This is a genomic window from Nocardia sp. SSK8, assembly GCF_037034205.1.
Classification (GTDB): domain Bacteria; phylum Actinomycetota; class Actinomycetes; order Mycobacteriales; family Mycobacteriaceae; genus Nocardia.
Genome location: NZ_JBAGKD010000007.1, coordinates 252,240 through 275,831, shown reverse-complemented (window position 1 = coordinate 275,831; position 23,592 = coordinate 252,240). Strand labels below are relative to the sequence as shown.

Annotated in this window: 17 protein-coding genes and 1 pseudogene; 6 read left to right on the top strand and 12 right to left on the bottom strand. The window is 67.8% G+C overall.

Annotated features, from left to right (window positions below; all coding sequences use genetic code 11):
* The first annotated feature begins 123 nt into the window (after positions 1 to 123).
* Both eccCa and WA675_RS16235 read left to right on the top strand, forming a co-directional pair.
* Complete coding sequence (gene eccCa, locus WA675_RS16240; protein ID WP_336085317.1) at positions 124 to 4,161, top strand: type VII secretion protein EccCa; 4,038 nt, start codon at positions 124 to 126, stop codon at positions 4,159 to 4,161.
* Entirely contained in the window at positions 4,158 to 5,591 is a 1,434-nt protein-coding gene (locus WA675_RS16235; protein WP_336085316.1) for a type VII secretion-associated protein, read from the top strand. Before eccCa ends, WA675_RS16235 begins: the two co-directional genes overlap by 4 nt.
* A 17-nt stretch (positions 5,592 to 5,608) precedes the next feature.
* On the opposite strand, the pseudogene WA675_RS16230 reads toward WA675_RS16235, so the two are convergent.
* The 3 genes and pseudogenes from WA675_RS16230 to WA675_RS16220 all read right to left on the bottom strand — a co-directional run.
* Positions 5,609 to 5,821, bottom strand: a pseudogene (locus tag WA675_RS16230) (Fic family protein); the annotation flags it as partial.
* Between the two features lie 19 nt (positions 5,822 to 5,840).
* Positions 5,841 to 6,119, bottom strand: a complete 279-nt coding sequence (locus tag WA675_RS16225) for a helix-turn-helix domain-containing protein (RefSeq protein WP_336085315.1) — start codon at positions 6,117 to 6,119, stop codon at positions 5,841 to 5,843.
* Positions 6,120 to 6,207: 88 nt separating this feature from the next.
* On the bottom strand, positions 6,208 to 7,686 hold the full coding sequence (locus tag WA675_RS16220; RefSeq protein ID WP_336085314.1) for an ATP-binding protein: 1,479 nt from the start codon (positions 7,684 to 7,686) through the stop codon (positions 6,208 to 6,210).
* A gap of 693 nt (positions 7,687 to 8,379) precedes the next feature.
* Here WA675_RS16220 and WA675_RS16215 point away from each other — a divergent pair.
* The 3 genes from WA675_RS16215 (at position 8,380) to WA675_RS16205 (ending at position 10,159) form a co-directional block, all read left to right on the top strand.
* Positions 8,380 to 9,129, top strand: coding sequence for a hypothetical protein (locus WA675_RS16215; RefSeq protein WP_336085313.1), 750 nt, complete (start codon positions 8,380 to 8,382; stop codon positions 9,127 to 9,129).
* Positions 9,130 to 9,503: 374 nt separating this feature from the next.
* Positions 9,504 to 9,836 (top strand): WXG100 family type VII secretion target, encoded by a 333-nt coding sequence (locus WA675_RS16210; RefSeq protein WP_336085311.1) that lies wholly within the window; start codon positions 9,504 to 9,506, stop codon positions 9,834 to 9,836.
* Positions 9,837 to 9,871: 35 nt separating this feature from the next.
* On the top strand, positions 9,872 to 10,159 hold the full coding sequence (locus WA675_RS16205) for a WXG100 family type VII secretion target (RefSeq protein WP_336085310.1): 288 nt from the start codon (positions 9,872 to 9,874) through the stop codon (positions 10,157 to 10,159).
* A 75-nt stretch (positions 10,160 to 10,234) separates the two neighbouring features.
* Here WA675_RS16205 and WA675_RS16200 read toward each other — a convergent pair whose 3' ends face one another.
* From WA675_RS16200 to WA675_RS16165, 8 genes are all read right to left on the bottom strand, one after another.
* Positions 10,235 to 11,455 carry a DUF7373 family lipoprotein gene (locus WA675_RS16200; RefSeq protein ID WP_336085309.1) on the bottom strand — a complete coding sequence of 407 codons (1,221 nt, stop codon included), beginning with the start codon at positions 11,453 to 11,455 and terminating at the stop codon, positions 10,235 to 10,237.
* A 30-nt stretch (positions 11,456 to 11,485) separates the two neighbouring features.
* Positions 11,486 to 12,727, bottom strand: coding sequence for a DUF7373 family lipoprotein (locus WA675_RS16195; protein WP_336085308.1), 1,242 nt, complete (start codon positions 12,725 to 12,727; stop codon positions 11,486 to 11,488).
* 31 nt (positions 12,728 to 12,758) lie between these two features.
* Positions 12,759 to 14,300 carry a serine/threonine-protein kinase gene (locus WA675_RS16190; protein WP_336085307.1) on the bottom strand — a complete coding sequence of 514 codons (1,542 nt, stop codon included), beginning with the start codon at positions 14,298 to 14,300 and terminating at the stop codon, positions 12,759 to 12,761.
* 87 nt (positions 14,301 to 14,387) lie between these two features.
* Entirely contained in the window at positions 14,388 to 15,632 is a 1,245-nt protein-coding gene (locus WA675_RS16185) for a DUF7373 family lipoprotein (RefSeq protein WP_336085306.1), read from the bottom strand.
* Entirely contained in the window at positions 15,629 to 16,834 is a 1,206-nt protein-coding gene (locus tag WA675_RS16180; RefSeq protein ID WP_336085305.1) for a DUF7373 family lipoprotein, read from the bottom strand. Before WA675_RS16180 ends, WA675_RS16185 begins: the two co-directional genes overlap by 4 nt.
* 81 nt (positions 16,835 to 16,915) lie before the next feature.
* Positions 16,916 to 18,175, bottom strand: coding sequence for a DUF7373 family lipoprotein (locus tag WA675_RS16175; protein WP_336085304.1), 1,260 nt, complete (start codon positions 18,173 to 18,175; stop codon positions 16,916 to 16,918).
* Positions 18,172 to 19,362 (bottom strand): DUF7373 family lipoprotein, encoded by a 1,191-nt coding sequence (locus WA675_RS16170; RefSeq protein ID WP_336085303.1) that lies wholly within the window; start codon positions 19,360 to 19,362, stop codon positions 18,172 to 18,174. The genes WA675_RS16175 and WA675_RS16170 overlap by 4 nt, the downstream gene beginning before the upstream one ends.
* Positions 19,363 to 19,425: 63 nt before the next feature.
* Positions 19,426 to 20,622: a DUF7373 family lipoprotein gene (locus WA675_RS16165; protein ID WP_336085470.1), complete on the bottom strand. Its 1,197-nt coding sequence runs from the start codon at positions 20,620 to 20,622 to the stop codon at positions 19,426 to 19,428.
* Between the two features lie 145 nt (positions 20,623 to 20,767).
* Here WA675_RS16165 and WA675_RS16160 point away from each other — a divergent pair, with 145 nt between their 5' ends.
* A complete protein-coding gene (locus tag WA675_RS16160; protein WP_336085302.1) occupies positions 20,768 to 22,084 on the top strand; it encodes an FHA domain-containing protein in 1,317 nt (438 codons plus the stop codon).
* Positions 22,085 to 22,088: 4 nt separating this feature from the next.
* Here WA675_RS16160 and WA675_RS16155 read toward each other — a convergent pair whose 3' ends face one another.
* Positions 22,089 to 23,534 carry a neutral zinc metallopeptidase gene (locus WA675_RS16155; protein ID WP_336085301.1) on the bottom strand — a complete coding sequence of 482 codons (1,446 nt, stop codon included), beginning with the start codon at positions 23,532 to 23,534 and terminating at the stop codon, positions 22,089 to 22,091.
* Between the last annotated feature and the right edge of the window lie 58 nt (positions 23,535 to 23,592).

The window sequence follows — 23,592 nt, the reverse complement described above, 5'->3', positions numbered from 1 at the left end:
GCGGAACCCACCGCTCGGACAGCAGAATGCCTGACGAACCATACGACATGTCGGCCGCGACCTCTACACTGAGCCCGTCGTGCGGACAGACAGCGAGTAGTCAAGCAGGGGGAGTCTTCGACCATGAGCACAGTACGGTTCCAGCGCCGTGCCCGGCGCGAGATGCCGCGCACGCCCGGTGGCGAGGTCACCCTGCAGCCGCCGCCCGAGATCCCCCGGATCACCCCCGGCAACCTGCTGATGAAGCTGATGCCCGTGGTCATGGTGGTCGGCATGGTCGGCATGATGGCGCTGATGTTCACCCAGGGCAGCGGCATGCTGTCCAATCCCATGTCGATGATGTTCCCGATGATGATGATCATGTCGATGGTCACCATGTTCGGCCAGGGCAACGGCAAGGGTGCCAAGGCGGCCGAGGCCAACGAGGACCGCAAGGACTACCTGCGCTACCTCGACCAGGTCCGCAAGGATGTCGACGAGACCGCCACCCAGCAGCGCGCCGCCGTCGAGTGGAGCCACCCCGAGCCCGGCCTGATCTGGATGCTCGCGGGCACCAGCCGCATGTGGGAGCGCCGCTCCGGCGACAAGGACTTCTGCCACGCCCGCATCGGCCTGGGCGGTCAGCGCCTGGCCACCCGCCTGGTGGCCCCCGAGACCGGTCCGGTCGAGGAACTCGAGCCGATCGCGGCGGTCTCCCTGCGCCGCTTCGTGCGCGCCCACTCCACGGTCCCCGACCTGCCCACCGCCATCGCGGTGAAGGGCTTCGGCACCGTCGCCCTCGACGGCGACCGGGCCCAGGCGCGCGACATGACGCGCGCGATGTTGTTGCAGCTGTGCATGTTCCAGGCGCCCGACCAGGTGCTCGTCGCCGTGGTCTGCGGCCCGGACACCGCGCGCGAGTGGGAGTGGACCAAGTGGCTCCCGCACACCCAGCACCCTGAGGTGGCCGACGGCGTCGGCACCCAGCGCATGTTCTACGGCTCCATCCGCGAGGCCCTGAGCAGCCTGCACCCGCTGCTCGGTAACCGGGTGCGCTACTCGCGCAACCAGCCGAACAACCCCAACCTGGTGCACGTGGTGATCGTGGTCGACGGTGGCTTGCTCGAAGCCGAGGACGACCAGCTGCGGGAGTCCGGTTTCGAGGGTGTCACCATCATCGACCTGTGCAACTACGCCCCGCGGCTGGCCGTCTCGCGCGGCATCAAGATGGTCGTCGAGGACGGCGAGTGCCTGGGCCGCGGTGCCACCGGCAACCAGGAGCGCTTCGCCACCATCGACCGGGTCAGTGCCGAGCAGGCCCAGCAGGCCGCCCGCAGGCTCGCCCCCTATCGCGCGGCCAGCCAGCGCAGCAGCGATATCGAGACCGAGGAAACCGAGACCATCTCCAGCTGGGCCCAGCTGATGAACCTCGGTGATATCGGTAATTTCAACCCGGCCAGCGCCTGGCGTCCCCGCTACGGCCGCGAGCGCCTGCGCGTGCCGTTCGGCCTCGGTGCCGACGGCGCCCCGGTCGAGCTCGATATCAAGGAAGCCGCCGAGAACGGTATGGGCCCGCACGGCCTGTGCATCGGCGCCACCGGTTCCGGTAAGTCGGAGTTCCTGCGCACCCTGGTGCTCAGCCTGCTGGCCACCCACTCGCCCGACCAGCTCAACCTGGTCCTGGTCGACTTCAAGGGTGGTGCGACCTTCCTCGGCCTGGACGGCGTCCCGCACGTCGCCGCGGTCATCACCAACCTCGAGGACGAGGCCGACCTGGTCGACCGTATGAAGGACGCCCTGGCCGGTGAGATGAACCGCCGCCAGGAAGTGCTCCGGCAGGCGGGCAACTTCGCCAACGTCTCCGAGTACGAGAAGGCCCGCGCCGCCGGTGCCGACCTGGACCCGCTGCCCGCGCTGTTCGTGGTGCTCGACGAGTTCTCCGAACTGCTCACCCAGCACCCCGACTTCGCCGAGCTGTTCGTGATGATCGGCCGCCTCGGCCGCTCGCTGCAGGTCCACCTGCTGCTCGCCTCGCAGCGTCTGGAAGAGGGCAAGCTCAAGGGCCTGGAAAGCCACCTGTCCTACCGCATCGGTCTGAAGACGTTCTCCGCCAACGAGTCCCGGCAGGTCCTCGGTGTCCCCGACGCCTACAACCTGCCCAGCTCGCCCGGTGGCGGTTACCTCAAGTCCGACTCCGGTGAGATCCAGCGTTTCCAGGCGTCCTACGTCTCCGGCCCCTACGTCGGTGGCGGTTCGGCCCGCGAGGTCACCAGCGCGGGCATCGTCGGCGGCGAGATCGATGTCAACGCCCGCCCGTTCAACGCCTCGCACGTCGGTTTCCGAACCTCCGACCGGGTGCCGGTGCCGGTGGAGTCGAGCTTCGAGCCCGAGCCGATCAGCGAGGAGGGCGAGCAGATGTCGAATCTGAACATGCTCGTCGCCCGGATCGCCGGTCACGGCCGCCCCGCCCACGAGATCTGGCTGCCGCCGCTGGACGAGGCGCCCACCCTGGATCAGCTGGTCCCGCGCTCGATCCTCACCGGCGAGGTGCTCCCGGTGTCCACCCTGCGCGCGCCGATGGGCATCGTCGACCGTCCCTACGACCAGCGCCGCGATCCGTTCGTGGTCGACCTGTCCGGCTCGCGCGGCAACGTCGCCGTGGTCGGTGGTCCGCAGTCGGGTAAGTCCACCGCGCTGCGCACCATGATCATGGCGATGTCGCTGACCCACACCGCCGAGCAGGTGCAGTTCTACTGCCTCGACTTCGGTGGTGGCACCCTGGCCAGCCTGCAGGGCATGCCGCACGTGGGCTCGGTGGCCAGCCGTCTCGACGAGGATCTGGTGCGCCGCACCATCTCCGAGATGACCACCATCGTGCGCACCCGCGAGGCGCGCTTCCGTCAGCTCGGTATCGAGTCGATGACCGAGTTCCGCAGGCTGCGCGCCACCGATCCCGCGTCCAGCCCGGCCGCCGCAGGCGCGCACGAGGACCCGTTCGGCGATGTCTTCCTGGTGATCGACGGCTTCGGCTCGATCCGCCAGGACTTCGACGTGCTCGAGCAGACCATCATGAACCTCGCCGTGCAGGGTCTGTCCTACGGCGTGCACGTGGTGATCGCGCTCAACCGCTGGGCCGAGGCCCGCCCCGCGCTCAAGGACCAGATCGGTACCCGCATCGAGCTGCGCCTCGGTGACCCGATGGACTCCGACCTGGGCCGCAAGTTCGCCTCGCTGGTGCCGCAGGGCCGCCCCGGTCGCGGTATGACCGCCGAGTGCCTGCACATGCTCACCGGTCTGCCCCGCATCGACGGCTCCGCCGAGCAGTCCAACCTCGGCCAGGCGGTCACCGCCGCGGTCGAGACGATCGCCCGGATGACCCCGGGCCGCCCGGCCCCGCAGGTCCGCATGTTGCCCGATCAGCTGCCGCGCGAGCAGCTGCTCTACCTGGCGGGCAACTGGCCCTCCCGGGTCGATCCGGCCACCAAGTGCCTGCGGATCCCGATCGGTATCAACGAGTCCGAGCTCGCCCCGGTCTACATCGATTTCGCGGAGAGCCCGCACTTCATCATCATCGGTGACTCCGAGTCCGGTAAGACCACGCTGCTGCGCTCGATCATCGACGGCATCGCCGCCTCGAACACGCCCAACGAGGCGCGCTTCATCGTCGGTGACTACCGCCGCACCATGCTCGGCCTGATCCCCGAGGGTTACCAGGCCGGATACGGTTCCACCGCACCGCAATTCACCACCAACATGAACGACCTGGCCGCCTACGTGGCCAAGCGCACGCCCGGCCCGGATGTGACGCCGCAGCAGTTGCGTGAGCGGTCGTGGTGGAGCGGTCCGGAGCTGTATGTGATCGTCGACGACTACGACCTGGTCGCCACCTCGCAGGGCAACCCGGTCGCCGCGCTCGTCGAGCATCTCCCGCACGCGCGTGACCTCGGCTTCCACCTGATCATCGCCCGCCGTTCCGGTGGCGCCAGCCGCGCCATGTACGAGGCGACGCTGGCGCGGATGAAGGACCTCGGCTCGGCCGCGCTCGTGATGAGCTGCAGCAAGGACGAGGGCGTGATGGTCGGTACCACCCGTCCCGGCCAGAAGCCGCCGGGCCGCGGTACCTACGTCACCCGCAACACCGAGGGCCTGATCCAGACCGCCTGGATGCCGCAGCCGGAATGACCATCGTCGAGCTGGTCGTCAGCGAAGCCAAAGTCTGGGCCCGGGGCACCACCACGCACTGGGACGGCCCGCCCTCGGTGGTACTGGGCAGCAACGGATCCGATCTCGTCGTCGGCGAGCCGCTGACTCCACCCACCCAGGTGGTCTCGGCGATCCAGTACCTCGGTGCCGACCGGATCGCCATGCCGCCCGGCATGCCGAGCACCGAGCAGGCGCTGTCCGCGGTGCTGGGCGCGATCATGGACAACCTCGGCGTCGCGGTGCCCTGCGATCGCATCGTCGTCATCCATCCGACGGTCTGGGGCCCGCGCGCCCTCGACCTGTTCGGTTCCGTCGCCCAGCGATTCACCCACGAGGTGGTCTTCGAGCCGCTGGCGGTGCGCGCCTCCGACGTCGACGACGCGACCAGGCGCAGCCGCCGCACCGCGGTTATCGAATTCGGCCTGCTCTCCACCACCGCCACGGCGGTCGGCTACGACACCAACGGCACCTTCGTCGAGGCCGTCGAAGCCGAACCGGATCTCTCGGCCGCCGAACTCGGCACCGAGGACGGCTGGCACCGGCTCGAAGCGCTGCTCACCCGGCTGCTCACCGACCGGCCCGCCGATGTGGTCCAGGTCTTCGGCAGCACCGATCCGGCGGTGCTGTCGGCGATCACGGCCGCCGCCGAGAGCGTCTGCGGCGCCAAGACCGCCGTCAGCCCGCTCACCGGCACCGATCTGTCCCGCCCGGCCCCGCAGGGTCCCGCCTACACCCCGACCATCCCGCCCGCCGCCGAGTGGATGCAGCCCCTGCGCGAGCGCGCCGCGGCCACCAACCCGGTCGACAACCGCCCGCTCTACTACGGCGCCGCCGCGCTGGCCGTCGTCATCGCGGCCGCGGCGGTCGGCGGTTTCTTCCTGTTCGGCGGCTCCGGCGACAAGGAAGCCACCGCCGCCACCGCGACCACCACCGCCGCGATCACCACCCAGGCCCCACCACCGGCCACCACGACCACCGCGGTCCCCACCACCGTCACCGTCGGCCGCGTCGTCGTCGACGTCCCCGCGGGCTGGCACCGCTCCACCGCCGCCGACCCCACCGTCCGCGCCGACCTGGTCCCCGACGACGGCGCCCGCCGCCGCATCACCGTCGCCCAGAAGACGGTCAACGCGGGCGCGGGCTACGACGAGATCGCCGCCGACCTCGACGCCCAGATCAAAAAGAAACCCGCGGGCACCGTCACCGAAGTCCGCCGCGACGTCGTCTTCGCCGACCGCCCCGGCCTCTCCTACGAAGAACACCCCGCCGACGGCTCCACCGTCCGCTGGCACGTCATCGTCGACCGCGGCATACAGGTCAGCATCGGCTGCCAGTACGCCGAAAACGGTTGGGAGGGAGTGCGATCGGCCTGCGAACAGGTCGTCGCCGGAGTCCGGGTGGGGTTGTAGCCCGGTTCACGGCGCGGCTCCCATGCGTTGTCGGCGGTCACGGCGCGCAAGCGCTGGTAGTACTCCTGTTTGGTCTCGATGATGTAGCGCGACAGGTACAGCACCGGTAGGTGCAGCAGGCCCGCTTCACAGAGCATGAGCACATTGAGGATCCGGCCGGTCCGGCCATTGCCGTCGGAGAGCGGGTGGATGGCCTCGAACTGATAGTGGGCAGCGGCCATCATGCGAAGTTTCTTGCCATGAGAGACGTCAGTCGCCGGTGCCGGTGCGGGCGAGGACCTCGTCGAGGAGCACGGGCAGCGGTGTGCCGAGGACGTTGCTCAGTGCGAGCAAGGTCGACAGTGTCGGGTTGGCCGGTTTCCGGGGATTGCGGGCGCGCAGGCCGATCTCGAGCAGCTGGTAGTGCTGGCGGCTGATCCCCGCGGCGAGCGCGACCTCTTCCTGGGTGAGGCCCTTGGCCACGCGCAGTGAGGCGAGATGCTGTCCCAAAATCGCCACGAGCTGCTTCTCGACGGCGGATTCGGACACCTCAACGAGGCTTCCGAGCCATCGCGTCCGCGTCGACCATCTATAGATGGCATCTTAGGAAAACCCGTCAAGGCCGCTTGTAGATGGTTCAACCGCGATAAAGGTCGGCGGGACCGACCAGTGCGACGTCCGCCGCCTGCGCGGCCACATTCTCCAGTCCAGGCATGAAGCCCGCGGCGCTGTAACAGATCAACCGGGTGTGGCTGGTGTCGTAGCGTGCGGACAGCAGCTCCCGAACCCGGCGCAGCCGGTCGAGATGCCCCATCCCCATGGTGTCGTTCCATTTCGCTTCGCCGATCGCGAGCAGGGACTCCTCGCCGCTGGCTCCTTCCCCGAACACGACGACATCGACCTCGTGCGTGGTCCGCTGGGCGGCATCGTTCACGACTCCGGAACCCACGGTGCTCGGGTACCCGCCGAGAAGGTCCGGCGGTGCGTACCCGGTCACCCAGTCACGGCAGATCTGCTCGAAGTGCGGACCGAGGACATTGCTGTGGAAGGCTGCCCGGCGCCGCCGCCATAGGCGGTCGGTATCGCGTCCGCGTTCCCACTGTGCCCAATCGGGCCGCAGGATCGCCTGATAGAACGTCACCAGGGGTTCGTTGATCCGGTACAGGGGCCGGTTGCCGCGGAACAGATCCGGTTCGCGCCGCAGCAGTCCGCAGTCCTCCAGTACTGCCAGCGGATGGGCGAGATCACTGGCCTTACGGCCGACGTAGGTAGCGATCCCGCCGCTGGTCGAATTGCCGTGCGCCACAGCGGACAGCACCGAGTGGTAGAGCCCGGGGTCGCGCAGGCCGGGCTCCTCGCTCAGCAGATGCCGGGCCTCGCGGAACAACGGACTGGCCGGATTGAGCACCGTTCGCCGCACCCAGGCGTCGAAATCGTCCGGCCCGGACGGGGTGTCGTCCTCGACGAACTCGCGGCGGTAGGCGGGTGTGCCGCCGGCAATGGCGTGCACCTGAATGGCCAAGTGTGGATCATCGATTCCCCAGAACTCCGCGGCGAGCCGATAGTCGAGGGTCGGGACCACCAGGTCCAGACCGGCCCGGCCGCGCAGCGGTGCTTCGCCGGACAGCAATGACCCCATGAACGACAACGCCGACCCGCACAGCAGCAACCGCCCGCGCGAGCGCAGCCGCTCGGCCCGCCGCGGGCCCAGCGCGGCTTGCACGACCGACGGAAGCGCCGGCGACGCCTTGGCCAGGTAGGGGAACTCGTCGATAACCACCGGAATCTCGCGATCCGCGGTCACCGCGAGCAGCCCATCGATCGCCTCCCGCCAATCGCCGAACCGCACCGGCAACGCCGATCCGGTGAATTCGCCGACCGCCGCGGAGAAGTGCCGCAACGACTCCGCCTCGGCCGCCTGCTCCGCCGCGAAGTAGAACCCCCCGGTGGCCTCGCACAACGCCTCGAGCAGAAACGACTTCCCCTGCCGCCGCCGCCCCGACACCACCCCCAGCGTGGCGTGCGGCTGCCCACTGGTCGCGAACCGCGTCAGCGCCTCCCACTCCCGCACCCGATCGAACATGTCCGCCGGTCTGTCGATCACCCGTGCCTCCATAGTTTAACTACAGTTCAACGAACTATACTTAAACTTATGTGCCCTGTGAAGATGACCGGTCAAGGCCGCTTGTAGACGACGCGTTCCTTCATCACGAAGTCGACCGGCCGGTGACCTCGATATCGGTGCGGTTGACCGGCTCAGAAGGTGTCGTCGTCGGCGTGCCGGGCGTCGTCGAGCACCGAATTCGATCCAGTCCGCACCCGCGCGGATCTCGTCACACCCATCGGCCGCCGCAAGCTCCAGCAGCGGCGGCTGCCCCCCTTGCACTGCCCACCCTCGCCCCGCCTCGACCATCACATCCCGCACCCCCGACAGCCTTGTCGCCCAACCCGTCCCACACCCGAGCCCAGCCACCACCATCGCCGCGTCCTCCGACAGTCCGCTCCCGGACCTCCAACCAGCGCGAGCAACGACGAGCGTAGGCCGCCTCCACCCCCGGCGCTTCACCGCCGTGTCCGTGTCACCCCGCCGCGTGCCGGTCGGAGGGCCAGGCCAGGTCGGTCCGTAATCGGGTACCGACGGCTCCCAGTACGCTCGCCTCGTGCCGAATCTCAACGGTGCGCCAAGGACTATCGGGAGGGAATCATGACCAATCCACCGCCGCAGGCCCCGGGCTGGATGCCGAATCAGCCACCAGGGCAGGGTCCAGTGCATCAGTACCCTGGCCTCCCGGGTCAGCAGCCGTACGGAATGCCGCCGCAGCAGGTGGGGCAGCCCTATCCGCCGCACGGCGGCCCGCAGCAGCAAGCCTGGGGTCAGCCTTCTCCGCAGCAGGGATGGCCGCAGCAGCCAGTGCCACAGACTATGTGGTGGAAGTCACCCGCCGTGCTGGTGGGTGCCGCTGTGGTTCTGGTCGGCGTACTTGTCGTCGGGGTTGTCGCGATCTCCGGTGGCGGTGATAGTGAAGCCGGTGTCGCCGCCGCTGCTACCACTACCTCGCAGGAGCCGTCGGCGGACTCCACGCCGACGACGAGCACGGTCGAGCGGACCACAACCACGAGTAAGGCTGTAACGCAGTCTGTTTCACCGGATGCGCAGGCGGTGATCGATGTGATGCCCGATGCCCTGCGCCAGGTAGTGGTCGCGAACAAGATCACCGAGAAGGCCCCTGTCGGCAAAGACCCGTACACGGTGCAGCTGCTGTGTACGGTGCCCGCGAAGAACAGCCTGACCGTCGGTCTGCTGCGGAAGATCGACATCGACCGCTATCCGATCGCCTGGATCGACACCGACCCCGCGAAGCGGCTGCGCCAATGGAGCAGCCAGCACCCGGAATGGCTTATCGACAAGGGCGAGAAGAAGGTCCGCGTGGACGACACGATCCCCGGCGGAGGCGCCACCGTGGAGACCTTCAACACCTCGACCAATCTCTACGTGCTGATGTCGGGATTCAAAGACAAGGAATCGGCGTTGACATTCGTCGAGCGCGCGGGGCTCTGAGCCGGATTCGACCCGGTCGTGGCGACCTCGAGTCATGCCGTCGAGGCGTAGCGGCGCGACCAGGGGTTCAGCTAAGGTGGCTTCGTTGGCTCGTGCAGACCAGAGCCGGACACATGTCAGGGGAGTAGTGGGGGGAGATCTGAACGTCATGCAGAAGGCGACGCCTGAGGCTGCGGCCGTCGGCCCGCATCCGGCCGACGGCTTGGTGATCCTGTGCTCGGCACAGACCCACTGCGTGCTGACGATGGAGCGACAGTGACCGTGAGCCGAAAATTTCTCGAAGTCGAGGGAACCGATCGGGCACCGAGTGCGTCCAACCATATGAACGAGGCCAAACCGACCCGCGACGTTGGCCGTGAGCAGGGAGCAAAGCAATGACGACTACGAACTTCAGTGCCGAAATCGATGGCCTCGATTCAGAGGTCGCTCGGTTTGTGCAGCGCCACGACGAGATCGCGGCCGCCATCAAGGCGCTCAAGGCCGTCGAGGACAACATCACCAACGGCTCCAACTGGCAGGGTGCGGCGCGTAACGCGTTCAACCAGTTCATGGAGCGGTACTACTTCCAGGCCGACAAGATGAACGACCAGCTCATCCAGACCTCCGAGAACCTGCGGAAGATGAGCGGCACCCTGACCGATCACGACGAGGCCTTCTCGGCCCAGGTCAACGCCCAGGTTTCCAGCCTGGACCTCCCCGCCGTCTGATCCGTAACTCACGAAATTCGAGAGGATAGAACCTTATGTCCAGTGTGATTTCTGCCAATTTCGACGGCGTCGCGGAGAATGCCCGGAAGCTGGTTGCCGACGCTGAGCGGCTCGCTGCCGACCTCCAGGACTTCCACAAGCAGGTCGACGCCTTCTTCCAGGCCCAGGGTGGTCAGGCCAAGGAAGCCGTCATCGCCTACCAGGCGACCTGGAACCAGCACGTTCAGCAGCTGAACGAGACCCTGCAGGGCGCCGGCCGTCTGGTCGACACCGGCAACTCTGAGCTCCAGGACAAGGACAAGGCGCTGGCCGGCCTGTTCTGATCTCGAACCAGTTCGGGCCCCTGCACCTCAGGTGCAGGGGCCCGAACTATTTTCAATAGAAGGTTCTGCCCGACCTTACTGGCTGTTCGCCAGCACCGCGTACTGCGCGGCGGCACGCTGCTGGGCGTCGGACAACTGGTGACTCTGCACATGCGCGACGTAGCGCCGGTACTGGACAGCGCAAGCGAAACGCTTGATGCTTCCTTTTGGATCTTTGTTCTCCACACACTTCGAAGTCGGAATGTTGCTCGGCGCGTCCGCGACCTGAAATGCGTCACCCACGAACGTGCCCTCCAGTAGCTCCTTCGCGGCATCGTCGTCCCTGGTACGGATGATGTAGGAGTCCCATGAGGTGCCGAATCGGTCCGCCCCGACCTTCGTGTACAGGTCTCGCATGTTCAGCAGATCCCGGCGCGTCTGCAGGAAGCCCTGCAGACCGAACGACGCGAAGTTGTTCAGGTCAGGACCTGCGAGCTGCTTTGGGTTGAGCGCACGCTCCAGCACCTGGTTGGGGTCATTGGGCAACTTCACCACATCCACCGGTGACAGCGCGGGTAGCTTGTCCAAACGCGGTAGCTCGGCGTCGAACACCTTCTTGATCAATTCCGTCAGCGTGTTCTCCTCGGGCTCCGGCACGCCCACTTGAACATTCAAGACGTAACTGCCGTGCGCGAGTGTCGCTACCATACTGGCTACACCGGGTCGCCAGTGTGCGTGTGCGCCTGCGTAATCGGGCACTGCGACCCGGATGTTCTGATCGGGCGCGACATCGAAATCGAGCTGCTCGATCCCCGTCGCTGCTCGTTCGGCAGTGGCGGCGTCCGGGAACTGCATGACGGTGAGTCCGAAGTACGTCGGCTTTCGGACGCGCATGATGTCGGCTAGGGCTTCGTCGCCGGGTGCCAGCGCCATCGAGGAAAACTCCTGGATATCGGAGTTGCCGGTGGCGAAGCCGAACAGTATCCGATTCTCCTCCAGAGCCGGATGAACGGCTTTCGACATGACCAGTGGCGTGTCAGAGGTGATTGCCTGGAAAGAGCCAAAGGTGAACTTCGGGTCGACATCTTCGCCGAGTACCACATGGTCTGCCAAACGCATTGCGGCCAGCGCCCGGCCGGACTGGAACGAATAGCTGTACTCGGAGAACTCACTCACGGGATCGGTCGGGTATTGTCCGATATCGAGTTGGCGGACATCGATCTCGCCCGGTGCTGCGACCCCGTCGATGGTCGAGCCGCACCCAGCTGCGGCCAACAAAGAGATAGCGAGCGCGAGGGATGTGGTCAGTTTCCGCATGGTTCGGGGTTCCTTAGCGTTCATCAACGTCTACTTTCCTTGGGCCAGTAGGAGATACTGGGCGGAAATTCGCTGATGAGCGTCGGCCAGCTGGTTTGCGGAAATCGTGGCCGCAAAGCGGCCGGACGCGATACTGCACTGGAATCTGATGACGGCGGAGGCGGTGCCCTTGTATTCGTAGCACTTGGCGGCGGGCAGGCCGGGAGGTGGGCTGGCGAACTTGTACAGCTTCCCGAGCGTTGATCGGTTCTCTACCAGCTTCACGGCCGCCTCATTGTCCCGGGTTCGATAGAGAAGCCCGCCGTTGTAGCTCACGAGATCAACGCCGAGTTCTTCGAAAAGCTTCTTGTCTTCGTCGGTTTTTTCCGAGATATGCAGTGCGGCATGCCGACCGTAGACAGCAGGCTCGATGGCATAGGTCTGGGATTCGTTGGGTGAAGGAACCGTCATCGAGAGGATTCCATCGACGTCACGCGGGAGCTGGTCCCATTGGTCGCGTGGTGTCGGGGTGAACTTCGTCAGCCCCGAACTGATGACCTCGATGCTCCGCTCGGCCTTCTGCGTCATCGTCGGAAGGTCGGAGGTCGAGAGCTCGTTCGACAAGTGGTCGGACAGATACGTATAGATGACGAAACGACCGGTTGCCGCGGCGGAATGGAACGTTGCGTACTCCGGACTCCAGAACGCGGTGGCCTCGGGGTACTTTGCCAACGATGTGGTGCTGTACTTGCTCGCGTCCGATCCTGGTATTTCCTTGCCCAGCCCGACGGCGGCGTTCTTCGCTGCCTGCTCGTCATCGAACAGCATCACGAGGTTCTCGATCTCGTAAGAGAGCCGTCGATGCTTGTCCGATCGGGCAGAGGTCCGGAATCCGGTGACGAAACCTGGTGCCGCCGCGGTGAATTCCTCGGGTTTCAGGTTGAGGATACGGGCAACCGCGAATGAATCCGGACCGGTGAAGATCCGGACTTTGTCGTAGCTGTACGTATACGCGAGTTCCGGAGAAATCTCGGTCGGCAGGGGAATGGCCTCCGCCAGTCGCTCGGCCTCGATGACCCGCGGTCCGGTGGCGTCGCCGAGCGATGCCGGATCGATGGGTGTCGTGGGGTAGTTTCCGGCGTCGATCTTCTCGGTTTCCACGACGGGGTCGGGGACTGCGGCCTGTTCGGGCGGACTGCCACATGCCGCCAGCACAGAAATGGCGACCAGGCTGGTTGCTATATGTAGGACCCGATGCTTCGCTGAGATCAGGCTTCGGTCATGGTTGGCCAAGGCTCCCCCTGTAATCAATCGCTCGGTGCGACTACTTGATTCGGTTCTCCAGAATCGGAACGAGTTTCTCCGTGAGTACCGCTTCGGAGTCGGAGGTCCAATTCCGGAGGGCTGCGACGACCATAGGGTCGTCGACCGGGATCACTGTCGCGCGTGACGAGGTGATACCGGAAGGCAGTCCGAGCAGCCCCCCGCCGCCAGCCTTGTCGTCATACCGGAAGGCGAGGATGTAGCTGTTGTCGGGCGCTTCCAGCGATTTGTATCCGTCCGTGACCACTTTCGGCGAGGATTCACCTTCGGTGTTCACGTAGTTGTTGTTGTACACGAAACCGAGCTTCTCGATGAACTCGGTTTGCGGGCTACCGGTCAGATATATCCCGAACTTGTTCGTCGACCCGACATCGAGAATCGTCACGGTCTTCCCGGCGAAGGCCGGGTTGTACTGACGCCCCGAGGTCGTTGTGGGCGCTGTCGCCGTCGTCTCGGTGGTGGAACCGCCCGTCGATGTGGCCCAGATGCCGATACCCGCGGCCAGCGCGATGATTACCGCTGCCGCGGCGCCGAGCAGCACGAAACGCCGGGACTTGCTGGGAGCGGGTGGGGGTGGGGGTGCCTGGAAGACCTGGCTCGGGCCGGACAGCGAGGTCCGGGGATCGGTGGTGTGCTGCGGTGGCATCACCTGGATCGGGTACGTCGGGGACGTGTTGTGGCCGGTGGGGTTGAAGCCGGGGACCAGGGCGTTGGCGGCGGCGTCGGTGAATTCTCGGCAGGTGGCGAAGCGTTCGGCGGGGTTTTTGGCCAGGGCGCGGGCGAAGACGTGGTCGATGGCGTGGGGGAGGCCGGGGTTGACCTTGGTGGCCAGGGGTGGGGGCTCGTGTAGGTGGCCCATCATGACCATGGCGGGTTGGGCCGCGGGGTAGGGGTTCTGGCCGGTGAGGAGTTTGTAGAAGGCGCAGGCCAGGCTGTAGATGTCGGCGCGGTGGTCGAGGGGGGCGCCGCTGAGCTGCTCGGGTGGGGCGTAGGCGATGGTGGCCAGGAAGCTGCCGGTCTGGGTGAGCTCGGTGGCGTCGTCGGTGGACTTGGCCACACCGAAGTCGGTGAGGAAGACGCGTTCTTCCTCGTTGTCGTCGTCGGTCTTGGCGAGCAGGAAGTTGGCGGGCTTCACGTCGCGGTGCAGCAGGCCGCGGCGGTGCGCGTAGTCCAGGCCCTTGCCGACCTCGGTGGTGATGCGCAGGGCGCGCAGCGGGGTCATGGCGTGCTGGTCGCGGGCCAGTTCGGCGGCGGCGTCGGTGCCGTCGACGTACTGCATGGCGATCCAGAGCTGACCGTGCTCCTCGCCGCGGTTGTAGACCGAGACGATGTTGGGGTGGTCCAGCCCGGCGGCGAGATTGGCCTCACGTTCGAAGCGCGCGCGGAACTCGGGGTCGCGGCTGAGTTCCGCGCTGAGCACCTTCAAGGCGTCCATCCGCGGCAGACTCGGGTGTTTGGCCAGGTACACGGTACCCATGCCGCCGGCGCCCAGCACGCGCTGCACGCGGTACCCGCCGACGATGGTGCCGGGGCTCATCGCCATCTTTCACGATCTCCTGACTCGGTGCCGCACCCTGCCGCTTTCCCGGCTGGAGCATATCGGACTCGGCGGGGACGGGCAGGTGCGGGATTATCGGGTGTTGGCGAATACCGCATATTGCGCGGCCGCACGTTGCTGAGCGTCCAAAAGCTGGTTGCTGCTTACTATTCCGACATAGCGGTGGTAGGCGAGCACGCAGCTGTAGCGTTTGGGCTCCGAGAGCCGTTTGTTCTCCACACAGGCGGAATCGGGAACATTGGGCGGGGCGGCGGCCTCGGTTTCGGTGCGCCAGGGGAACAGTTTCTCGCTGACCGCGCGTCGGGCGCTCTCCTCGTCCGGCGTGCGGATGACGTAGGACCCCCACGACACCGCGATCTGCTCGGCGTTCATCTTGGTGAGCTGCTCGTCGATGTACTGCCGGTCGCTGGGCAGCGGGTCACCGGAGTAGTGCAGGATGCCCTGCTTGCCGACGAGCAGGTACTGCCCGGAGCCCTCCGGGCTGGACAGCTCCTCGGGGTTGAGCGCGCGCATGAGCACGTGCTCGGGGTCCCACGGCAGGGTCATGACCTGCTCGTCGGTGAGCGGGGTGGTCTTGTCCAACGCCGCGATCTGCTTGGCGTAGGCGGTCTCGGCGAGGGTGGTCAGCGCCTGCTGGTCGGGCTGGTCGACCGAGAGCAGGAAGGCGATCACGTACGGGCCGTGCGGGAGCAGGGTGCGCAGGAACGGCGAATCGGGACGCCAATGTGACAGTGCCGCAGGGTATCCGGGCAGTGACACCGGCTGGTTCTTGCCCTCCTGGGCGGCGAGATCGGCGTCGTGGAACTCCCGGGCGGCCGCGTTCGCGCGCTCGGCGTCGGGGAACTGGAACACCATGCTGGTGGCGGTGAACCGGTTGTTGGCCTGCTTGGACGGCCAGCCGCCCAGGGTGTTGACGCTGGTGTCCTTGGCCGCGCCGCTGGACTCGAAGCCGTAGAGCAGCTTGTGCTTCTTGGCGATGTCCGACATCACGGTGTCGTCGCCGAGCGCCCAGGGCATCACGCCCGCCGAGACGGTGCGGGCGCGTTTGCCGAAGCCCATCTGCGGGTCGATGTCGTGGGCGGTGATCACGTAGTCGGCGATCCGCATGGCGGCCACCTCGTACATCTCGTAGAACGGCGGCACCGGGTCGTCGTCGTGGGCGTTGAGCGGCTCGGTGGGGTAGGAGCCGGTGTCGAGGGTGCGGAAATCGGTTTCCGCGGGCAGCGCGGTGCCTGCCAGGGTGGACCCGCAGGCGGTGAGCACGGCGGTGAGAGCGGTGGCGATCAGGGCGCTCGCGAAGCGCGTCGGAGTTCTCATGCGGCATTCACCAACAGGGCGTATTGGGCGGCGATTCGCTGCTGGGCATCGAGCAGCTGGTGTGACCACACGTAGGCGGCGTAGCGGTCGTAGGAGACCGCGCAGTAGAAGCGGATCGCGAAACGCTGCCTGCCGATGTACTCCTTGCACTGGGCGAAGGGCAGGTTCTTCGGTGGTTCGGAGGCGGTGAACTTGCGGGTCAGCCCGCCGATCTCGTCGCGCACGGCCTGCGCGCCCGCGATGTCACGCGCGCGGTAGACCTCGGCGCCGTCGTTGGCGTACAGGTCGACACCCGCCTGCTCGATGACCTCGGCGAGCGACACCGGATCGGAGGTGAAGTGCCGGGCGGTGCGGCCGTTGTAGACGCCGGGCGGGTTGATCCAGGAGTCCTCGCGCGGGCGCGGCGCCGTGCGGCCGAGCATGCCCTCGCGATCGCGTTGCAGGGTCATCAGCTGGTCGCTGGGGGTGGGGGTGAACTTCGTGAGCTCGGGCAGCAGGGTGTCGAGGCTCTTGCGGGTGAGGTCGAGCAGGGCCTGCTCGTCGACCTTCTCCAGATAGATCTTGAGGTAGTCGTAGAGCCAGGTGTAGACGACCAGGTGACCGGTCGCGAACCAGGACCCGATGGACTGCTGGTCGGGCTGCCAGTGCGCCTTGGCGCCCGGGTAGCCGGGGATCTCGATCGGCTCGTTGCCGGGGGCGTAGCCGAAGTCGAGCCGCTCGAGCTCGGTCGCTGCCGTCGCCGCCTGCTGCTCGTCGGGGAAGATCATCACGGCGTTGACCATGTCGATGCCGCGATTGTTGGGCTCGGTCTGCGCCGAGCTCACGAAGCCGCCGATGAAGTCGGGCGCGGCCTCGGCGAACCGGTCGACCGCCATGATCTTGCCGAGCGCGGCCTCCGGATCCAGGAATACCGAGGCGATCGTGGGATTGGTGTGGATGAATCGCGGATCGATGTCGGCGGGGGTGGGCACGTAGTCGCCGAGGCGCTCGGCCTCGATGAACCGGCCCTGGTCGAGGTTGGCGACCAGACCGACCTCGCGCGGCTCGGTCGGGTAGTTGCCGACATCGAGGGCGGCAAGGTCGACCGGCGGATCGACCGCGGCCCGCGCGTCCGGCCCGGAGCCGCAACCGGCTACCGTCCCCGCCACCAGCACGGCCGCGAGCAGGGCACAGGCGGCCCTGGCCCGAATCGGTATCACCACGGCGATCTCCCTCCCCGGAATCGTTCGTCGGCGGAATCGTACGTCACGGCCACGACATGCGCGTCGGGCACTCAGGGCCCGCTACCTGCTGTTGGCGAAGAGCGCGAACTGGGCGGCGGCGCGCTGATGCGCGTCGAGGAGCTGATCGGCGCTCACGATGCCGACCCGGTCGCGGTAGGCGATCAGGCAGCGGAAGCGGTGGTCGGTCGCGGTCATCTCGGTTTCCACACAGGTCGAATCCGGCACGTTCGCGGGAGCTGCGGCGTCGCCGAGGAACGGGACGAGAAACAGTTTCTCGGTGATCGCGCGACGGGCCGATTCGGGATCGGCCACCTGGATCGCGAGGGTGCCCCACGACTGCGCGACACGCTCGGCGCCCATGCGGTCCAGACTCGCGCGGGCACGCTCGAGGTCGGGATAGGAGTACTCGTCGAGGTAGTGCAGGAAGCCCTGCCTGCCGGTGACGGTGTTGCTGCCGTCCGAGGTGACGACGGGGACGCGGTTCGGGTTGAGGGTGGCGGCCAGCAGGCCGTCGGCGTCCCAGGTCAGCCGGTGGACCTGCTCGTCGGTCAACGGCTGGGTCCTGGTCAGTGCCTCGAGCTGGCGGGTGAGGGCCGTGTCGGCGAGGGCGGCGACGGTGTCGCGGTCGGGAGTCGCCGCGGAGACCAGCAGCCCGATGACGTACGGACCGTGCGCGAGGAACGCCCGCAGATAGGGCGAACCGGGTTGCCACTGGGCGTGCGCGCCCGGATGACCGGGCAGCGTGACGGGCTCGTTGTGCTCGCGGTAGGCAGCGAAGTCGGTGTCGTGGAGTTCCCTGGCGGCGGCCGCGGCGGCTGCCGGGTCGGTGTACTGCATGACCGCGATATCGGCGGTCAGTTCGTTGGGGATGTTCTTCGTCGGCCAGCTGCCATGGGCTGGCCACTTGCCGCGGGAGATATCGCTCATCCCGGCCGAGACGCCGCTGGTGGCGAACCCGTAGAGCGGTGGGTGCCGCTCGAGCACGGCGTCCACCGTCTCGTAGTCCCCGAACGCCGAGGGAAGCCCGCCGGAGACGTGACCGGCGTAGTTCTGGAAGGTCATCCGGGGGTCGATGTCGTAGGCCGTGACCGTGTAATCGGACTGGTGGACACCGGCCACGATCGGCATGTCGTAGATCGGGGGGATGTAGGGGTCGTCGTGGGCGTCGAGCGGTTCGACGCGATAGGAACCGGTGTCCAGGATCCCCAGATCGACCTCACCGGGGGCGGCGGTGCCGGGCACGGTGGCGCCACAGCCGGTCAGCGTGCCGGTGAGCACCACAGCGAGGACGAACGCGCGCAGGCGTACGGGCGGCCTCATCGGGCATTCACCAGCAGGGCGTACTGCGCCGAGACGCGCTGCTGGGCGTCGAGCAGCTGCGACGCCCAGGTGAAGGCCGCGTACCGGCCCGCGGTGACCGAGCAGTAGAACCGGACCGCGAGCATTTCCCGGCCGATGTATTCCTTACACAGGGCGGTCGGGAGGTTCACCGGTGACTCGACGCGCTGGAATTTCCGGCTCAGACCACCCAGGTCTTCCTGCACGCGCAGGGCGGCGGCGTAGTCGCGGGCACGGTAGACATCGGCGCCGTCGGCGGCGAAACGGTCGACGCCGTTCTCGGCGACGGTGCGGGCTACGTCGTCGGGTTCGGAACCGAAGTGCGCGGCCGCGCGGCCCGCGTAGGCGCCGGGCGGGTTGGTCCAGGAGTCCTCGGCCGGGCGCTTCAGCGTGCGGCCGAGCATGCCGTCGAGATCGACCGGGGCGGTCATCAGCGCGTCGACCGGCGTCGGCCGGAAGGCGGCGACGGCGGGCACGATCGTGTCCAGGCTCTTGTGCACCAGCTCCAGCAGCGCGGGCCGGTCCACCTTCTTCAGGTGGATCTTCAGATAGTCGTAGACCCAGGTGTAGACGACGAGATTGCCGGTGGCGTACCAGACTCCGATCGATTGCTCCGTGGGCTGCCAGTGCGCGTGCGCGCCGGGATAGCGCGGGATCTCGATCGGTTCGTTGCGGGTGTTCGCCTCGAAGTCGACACGTTCCAGGGCCGCGGCCGCCGCTGTGGCCTGCTGCGGATCGGGGAAGATCATGACCGCGTTGAGCAGGTCGATGCCGTCGTTGCGGGGATGGTTGCCCGCGCCGCTGACGAAACCGCCGACGAAACCCGGTGCGGCCTCGGCGAATCGGTCGACCGCCATGATCCGGCCGAGCGTGGCCTCGGGATCGATGAACACGTGCGGCATGAACGGATTGGGGTGGACGAAGCCGGGCTCGATCTCGGCGGGCGTCGGCACGTGGTTGCCGAGCCGTTCGGCCTCGACGAACCGCGCCTGCTCGGGATTGTCCGGTAGTCCGAGATCGCGCGGCTGGGTCGCGTAGTTGCCGACATCCAGGCCCGCCAGGTCGATCACCGGCTCGATCGGCCCGTCCGGCTCGGTCTCACCGCCGCACGCCGCGACCAGCAGCGCCATCGATACGGCCAGGCACGCGCCGCGCATTGTCCCCCGCATGGTCCGAAACCCCTCCCGCCCACGGTGAATCGCAGGGATGGTAGCGCGAATCGGGCAACCGTGTCACAGGCTGTTGGCGAGGAGGGCGTACTGGGCGGAGATCTTCTGGCGGACTTCGGGTTCGCGTTCGGCGCTGACGATGCCGAGGTAGCGCTTGTAGGGGATGTAACAGCGGTAGTTGTAGGTGTCGTCCTCGGGGGCGCGTAGCTCGAGGCATCGGGCGCCGGGGACGTCGCTGGGGGCGGGGAGGGTGTCGTAGCGGTCGGCGGTGTCGATCAGGCCCTTCATCAGGGCTTCGGAGGCGGACTGGTCGCGGGTGCGGGTGATCGAGCCGCCCTGGACGACGGCGATCAGGTCGGCGCCGGTGGCGTCGACAAGGGTCTGCCGGGCGGTCTGGTCGTAGGCGCGGTTGACCAGGTGCGCGGTGCTGTAGACGCCGAAGACGTTCTGGTCGGGGCGCAGGCCGCGGCGGTCCTCGACGACGGCGCGGGAGAGCAGGCGGTCGGGGTCGACGGGCAGGTCGGTGAGCTCGTCGACGGGGGTGGCGGTGAAACCGGCGAGCTGGGTGATCTCGGCGGCGAGCGCCTTGTCGACCCAGCTCGTGAGGTCGGTGGCCTCGGCGCGGGGGCGCTGGATGAACACCGAGATCACGAACTGCTCGTGCGCGTGGAAGGCGCCGATCGTCGGGACGCCGGGACGCCAGTGCAGGTAGGCCGCGGGGTAGCGGTTCGAGGTGAGCTTGCGGTTGTCGGGGGATACGGCCAGGTCGACGTCCTCCAGCTCGCGCGCGGCGAGCGTGGCGGCCGCGGCGTCGGGGAAGCGCAGCACGAACATGGTGACGGCGGTGGCGTCGGCGGCGGGTCGCTTGGAATCGGCGGGGTCGGGCTTGTCGGCGCCGAGCGCGGCGTACCCGGTGACGTACTCGCGTTTCTCCAGGACGGGTTTGGAGACGTGGGCGACGAAATCCAGTGCGCGCGTGACATCCCCGACCACCGCGCCACCGCGCCCGTAGGCCAGCGAGGCATCGATCCGGACCGCGGGGGCGACCGCCGCCGACATCCGCATGCCTTCCACCAGTGCGCCTTTGGTGCCCGCGGTGCCGTCGAAGTGGTGCCGGTCGACGGCGTAGGTGCCGGTCTCCAGCCCGCGTACGTCGGGTTCGCCGGGCACCGCCGTCCCGCCGACCGCGCAGCCGGTGAGTGTGGCGAGTGCGGCACAGCAGGCCACGGCCGCGAGCCGGATCCTGGTCGAACAGATCATCACAGCGCCCCCTCGGCGTTCTCGCGCGATACCTGTGAAGTTACCGCAGCAATCCCGCCCAGGGGGACCTATGTGTGGAGCTTTGCCATAGTCTGGAAGCTATGGCGACGACCCTGCTGTGTGGTTCCGGTGGAGGCCGATACCGGTGAAGGATCGGCAGGTCGAAGTGGTGCCCGGAAGTCATGCGGTCGCGCGGGTCGCGGGCGCGGTGATCGTGGTGGCGCACCGCGGGCAGGGCAGACCCGGCCCGGGCGACACCGCCGCTCTCGCGCTGGAATCGCTGGCCGAGCTGGTGCGCGGGGCCGCCGAGGAGGCCCCCGCGGGCCCCGGTTCGGTGGTCGCGCGCGAGGCCACTCGCTGGTTGATGAAGTACGCCGAGCAGATCTCGCCGGGCGTCCCCATCGATTTCGGGGTGCTCTCGGCGGCCGAGAACGGCGGGATCGCGATCTTCCTGCACGGCGCGGTGACCGCCGTGCTCGCGGGCGAGCACGCGCCGGAGTACTACCGGGGCAGCGACGCGGCCTTCACCGTCGACCGGGTGGCCTCCGAACCGGCCAGGGGCGTGGCGCTGTTCATCGACGACGCCAAGGGCCGCATCCCCGACCTGCCGCCCGAGCGTGGCATCGGCTGGCTGGTCGAGGGGATCGCCCAGGCCGGTGGGGCCGTGATGTGGTCCAACGATGTGCGCAGTCGGGTCCGCACCGCCGAGCCCGCGGGCGATACCCGGCGCCCGCCGCTGCCCACCGCGCGGATCGACCGGGAACCGCCCGCGCCGCAGCAGGATTCGCGCCCGGCCGAGCCGCCCGCGACCGGTATGCAGCCCGCGACCTCGATGATGGACGCGGTCACCAGCGCGACCGGCCCCGCCCACGCCACCGTCGATCCGCACCACGCCGAGACCCGGCAGGGGGGCACCAATCCCGCCCCCGAACCCGATCCGAACCTGCAGCGCAGGCTGGAGGCCACCGCGCGCTCGACCGTGCTCGCGGTCAAGGTGATGGGATTCAAGTGCGCGCGAGCGCATCCCAGCGATCCGCGCGCCGCGTTCTGCACGGTGTGCGGCATGCCGGTGGACCAGACCCAGGCGCTCGCGGAGGTCGTGCGCCCGCCGCTGGGCATGCTCGTCCTCGACGACGGCATGACCTTCCTGCTGGCCGCCGACGCCGTCATCGGCCGCGATCCGGAGAACTCCGAAGCCGCCCAGCGCGGTCTCATCCCGCTGCGCGTCGACGACACCTCCGGCGGCATGTCCCGCGCGCACGCCGAAGTGCACCTGGTGAATTGGGACGTGCAACTGCTCGACCGCGGCTCCACCAACGGCACCCGCTCCCGCCTGCCGGGCTACCGCGACTGGATCCGCCTCACCCCGAACCAGCCGATGATCCTGGTCCTCGGCACCGAGGTGATGATCGGCAACCGCGTCCTACGCTACGAACCCGCCGCCCCGCCCCCCTTCGGCTGACGGGTCAGCTGTAGCGGGACAGGCAGGTGGTTTCGCCGTTGAGGACGCCCGCGCGGAAGGCGTCCACCCGGGAGAAGCCGCTGGGGACGGTGTTGCCCTCGGTGTCGCTGGCCGCCAGGCCGTCGGTGAGCAGGCCGGAGACCGCCTCGTCGAGGTCGCCCGCGGACAGCTGGATGTCGCCCTGGCTGGCCGGGCGGCCGGGCTCGGCCAGCTTGCCGGTGACCACCCCGGACAGGCAGGCGGCGCGCAGCCCGGTCTTCGCGCCGGTCAGTGCCTGGCCGTGGCTCTGCTGCACGGCGAGGGTGTAGCGGGAGATGAAGACCACGTAGCCGTTGTAGTCGCCGCTGACCTTGACCGGCAGCGGGCCGTCGTCCTCGGTGTCGACCGCGCCGCGTTCGGCCAGGCCGGTCACGTCGGTGGCGATCACGTTGGTGGCGGGGCAGTAGGTGACCGGTTCGGTGGCGGCGCCGTCGGCGCAGTCGATGCGCGCGCCGGAGTAGTCGTAGCTGGGGTTCTGCTCGACCGGCAGGATCGCCTGCAGCGCCTTGCTCAGCTCGACCAGGTTCTCCTCGGAGATCGGGTACTCGCCGCGACCGGTGTCGCCGGAGAAGCTCTGCGGGAGATTGCCGCGGCGCGATTCGATCTCGTCGGAGTCGATGCCCTTGCAGCCGCGCGGGCCGTCGGTGAAGCCGATCTGCACCGCGGTGACCCGCTCGAACGCCGAGCCGTGCACGCTCTCCGGGTCGTCGGGGTCGGAATCGCGGATCGAAACCGTCGCGGCCAGCACCGAATTCAGGCCGTCGGAGGTATTGATGGTGAAGTGCTCGGACTTGCCCTCGGCGACATGGCGCATGAAGGCACCCGCGAAACAGTCGGCCTGCTGTTCCTTGACCAGCACCGGCGTCTTCTTGGTGGCCAGCCCGGCCATGGTCTGGATGGCGTGCCCGTACTCGTGGGCCAGCACCATCACCACCGACATGGTGCCGAAGGTCTCGCTCATGGTGGGCAGCAGCATCGCGCGGTCCCAGCCGATGGAGTTGTCGCTGCGGCAGTAGGCCGCGTTGACCAGGTGATAGGTGGTCTCCTTGCAGAACTCGACGGCCTGGCTGCGCGGGGCGCGGGCGTTCCAGGAGATGAGCTTCTGCACCGGATCGAAGGTCTGGTCGCGGAATTCGGTGCCGAAGACCGACTGCCAGTACGCCTGGATGTCGGCGATCGCGTTGAGGGCCAGCTGGTCCACCTCGCCGTCGTCGCCGTTGGTCGCGGTGAGATCGGTGTCGGGCACCCCCGGACGTGGCCCGTTGGGTCCGCCGGTGGTGGGCAGACCGGCGACCTGGAAGGGGTCGTCGTAGATCGAGACCGGGTGGCCGTCGACCGCTCGCGTGCACCCCACACCGGCCAGCGCGCATAGCACGGCGGTGATCACAACGAACACTTGGCCTTTCGGCATCTCTCCCCCTGGTCGGCCGGATCCGTGTGCAGGTCGATCACCGGATCGGCACTGAAGC

What these genes read in the sequence shown, in the direction of transcription:
- eccCa (WP_336085317.1), top strand. Translation starts at nt 124, where the DNA reads ATGAGCACAGTACGGTTCCAGCGCCGTGCCCGGCGCGAGATGCCGCGC.
- WA675_RS16235 (WP_336085316.1), top strand. Translation starts at nt 4,158, where the DNA reads ATGACCATCGTCGAGCTGGTCGTCAGCGAAGCCAAAGTCTGGGCCCGG.
- WA675_RS16220 (WP_336085314.1), bottom strand. Translation starts at nt 7,686, where the DNA reads ATGGAGGCACGGGTGATCGACAGACCGGCGGACATGTTCGATCGGGTG.
- WA675_RS16215 (WP_336085313.1), top strand. Translation starts at nt 8,380, where the DNA reads ATGCCGCCGCAGCAGGTGGGGCAGCCCTATCCGCCGCACGGCGGCCCG.
- WA675_RS16210 (WP_336085311.1), top strand. Translation starts at nt 9,504, where the DNA reads ATGACGACTACGAACTTCAGTGCCGAAATCGATGGCCTCGATTCAGAG.
- WA675_RS16205 (WP_336085310.1), top strand. Translation starts at nt 9,872, where the DNA reads ATGTCCAGTGTGATTTCTGCCAATTTCGACGGCGTCGCGGAGAATGCC.
- WA675_RS16200 (WP_336085309.1), bottom strand. Translation starts at nt 11,455, where the DNA reads ATGCGGAAACTGACCACATCCCTCGCGCTCGCTATCTCTTTGTTGGCC.
- WA675_RS16190 (WP_336085307.1), bottom strand. Translation starts at nt 14,300, where the DNA reads ATGGCGATGAGCCCCGGCACCATCGTCGGCGGGTACCGCGTGCAGCGC.
- WA675_RS16185 (WP_336085306.1), bottom strand. Translation starts at nt 15,632, where the DNA reads ATGAGAACTCCGACGCGCTTCGCGAGCGCCCTGATCGCCACCGCTCTC.
- WA675_RS16175 (WP_336085304.1), bottom strand. Translation starts at nt 18,175, where the DNA reads ATGAGGCCGCCCGTACGCCTGCGCGCGTTCGTCCTCGCTGTGGTGCTC.
- WA675_RS16170 (WP_336085303.1), bottom strand. Translation starts at nt 19,362, where the DNA reads ATGCGGGGGACAATGCGCGGCGCGTGCCTGGCCGTATCGATGGCGCTG.
- WA675_RS16165 (WP_336085470.1), bottom strand. Translation starts at nt 20,622, where the DNA reads ATGATCTGTTCGACCAGGATCCGGCTCGCGGCCGTGGCCTGCTGTGCC.
- WA675_RS16155 (WP_336085301.1), bottom strand. Translation starts at nt 23,534, where the DNA reads ATGCCGAAAGGCCAAGTGTTCGTTGTGATCACCGCCGTGCTATGCGCG.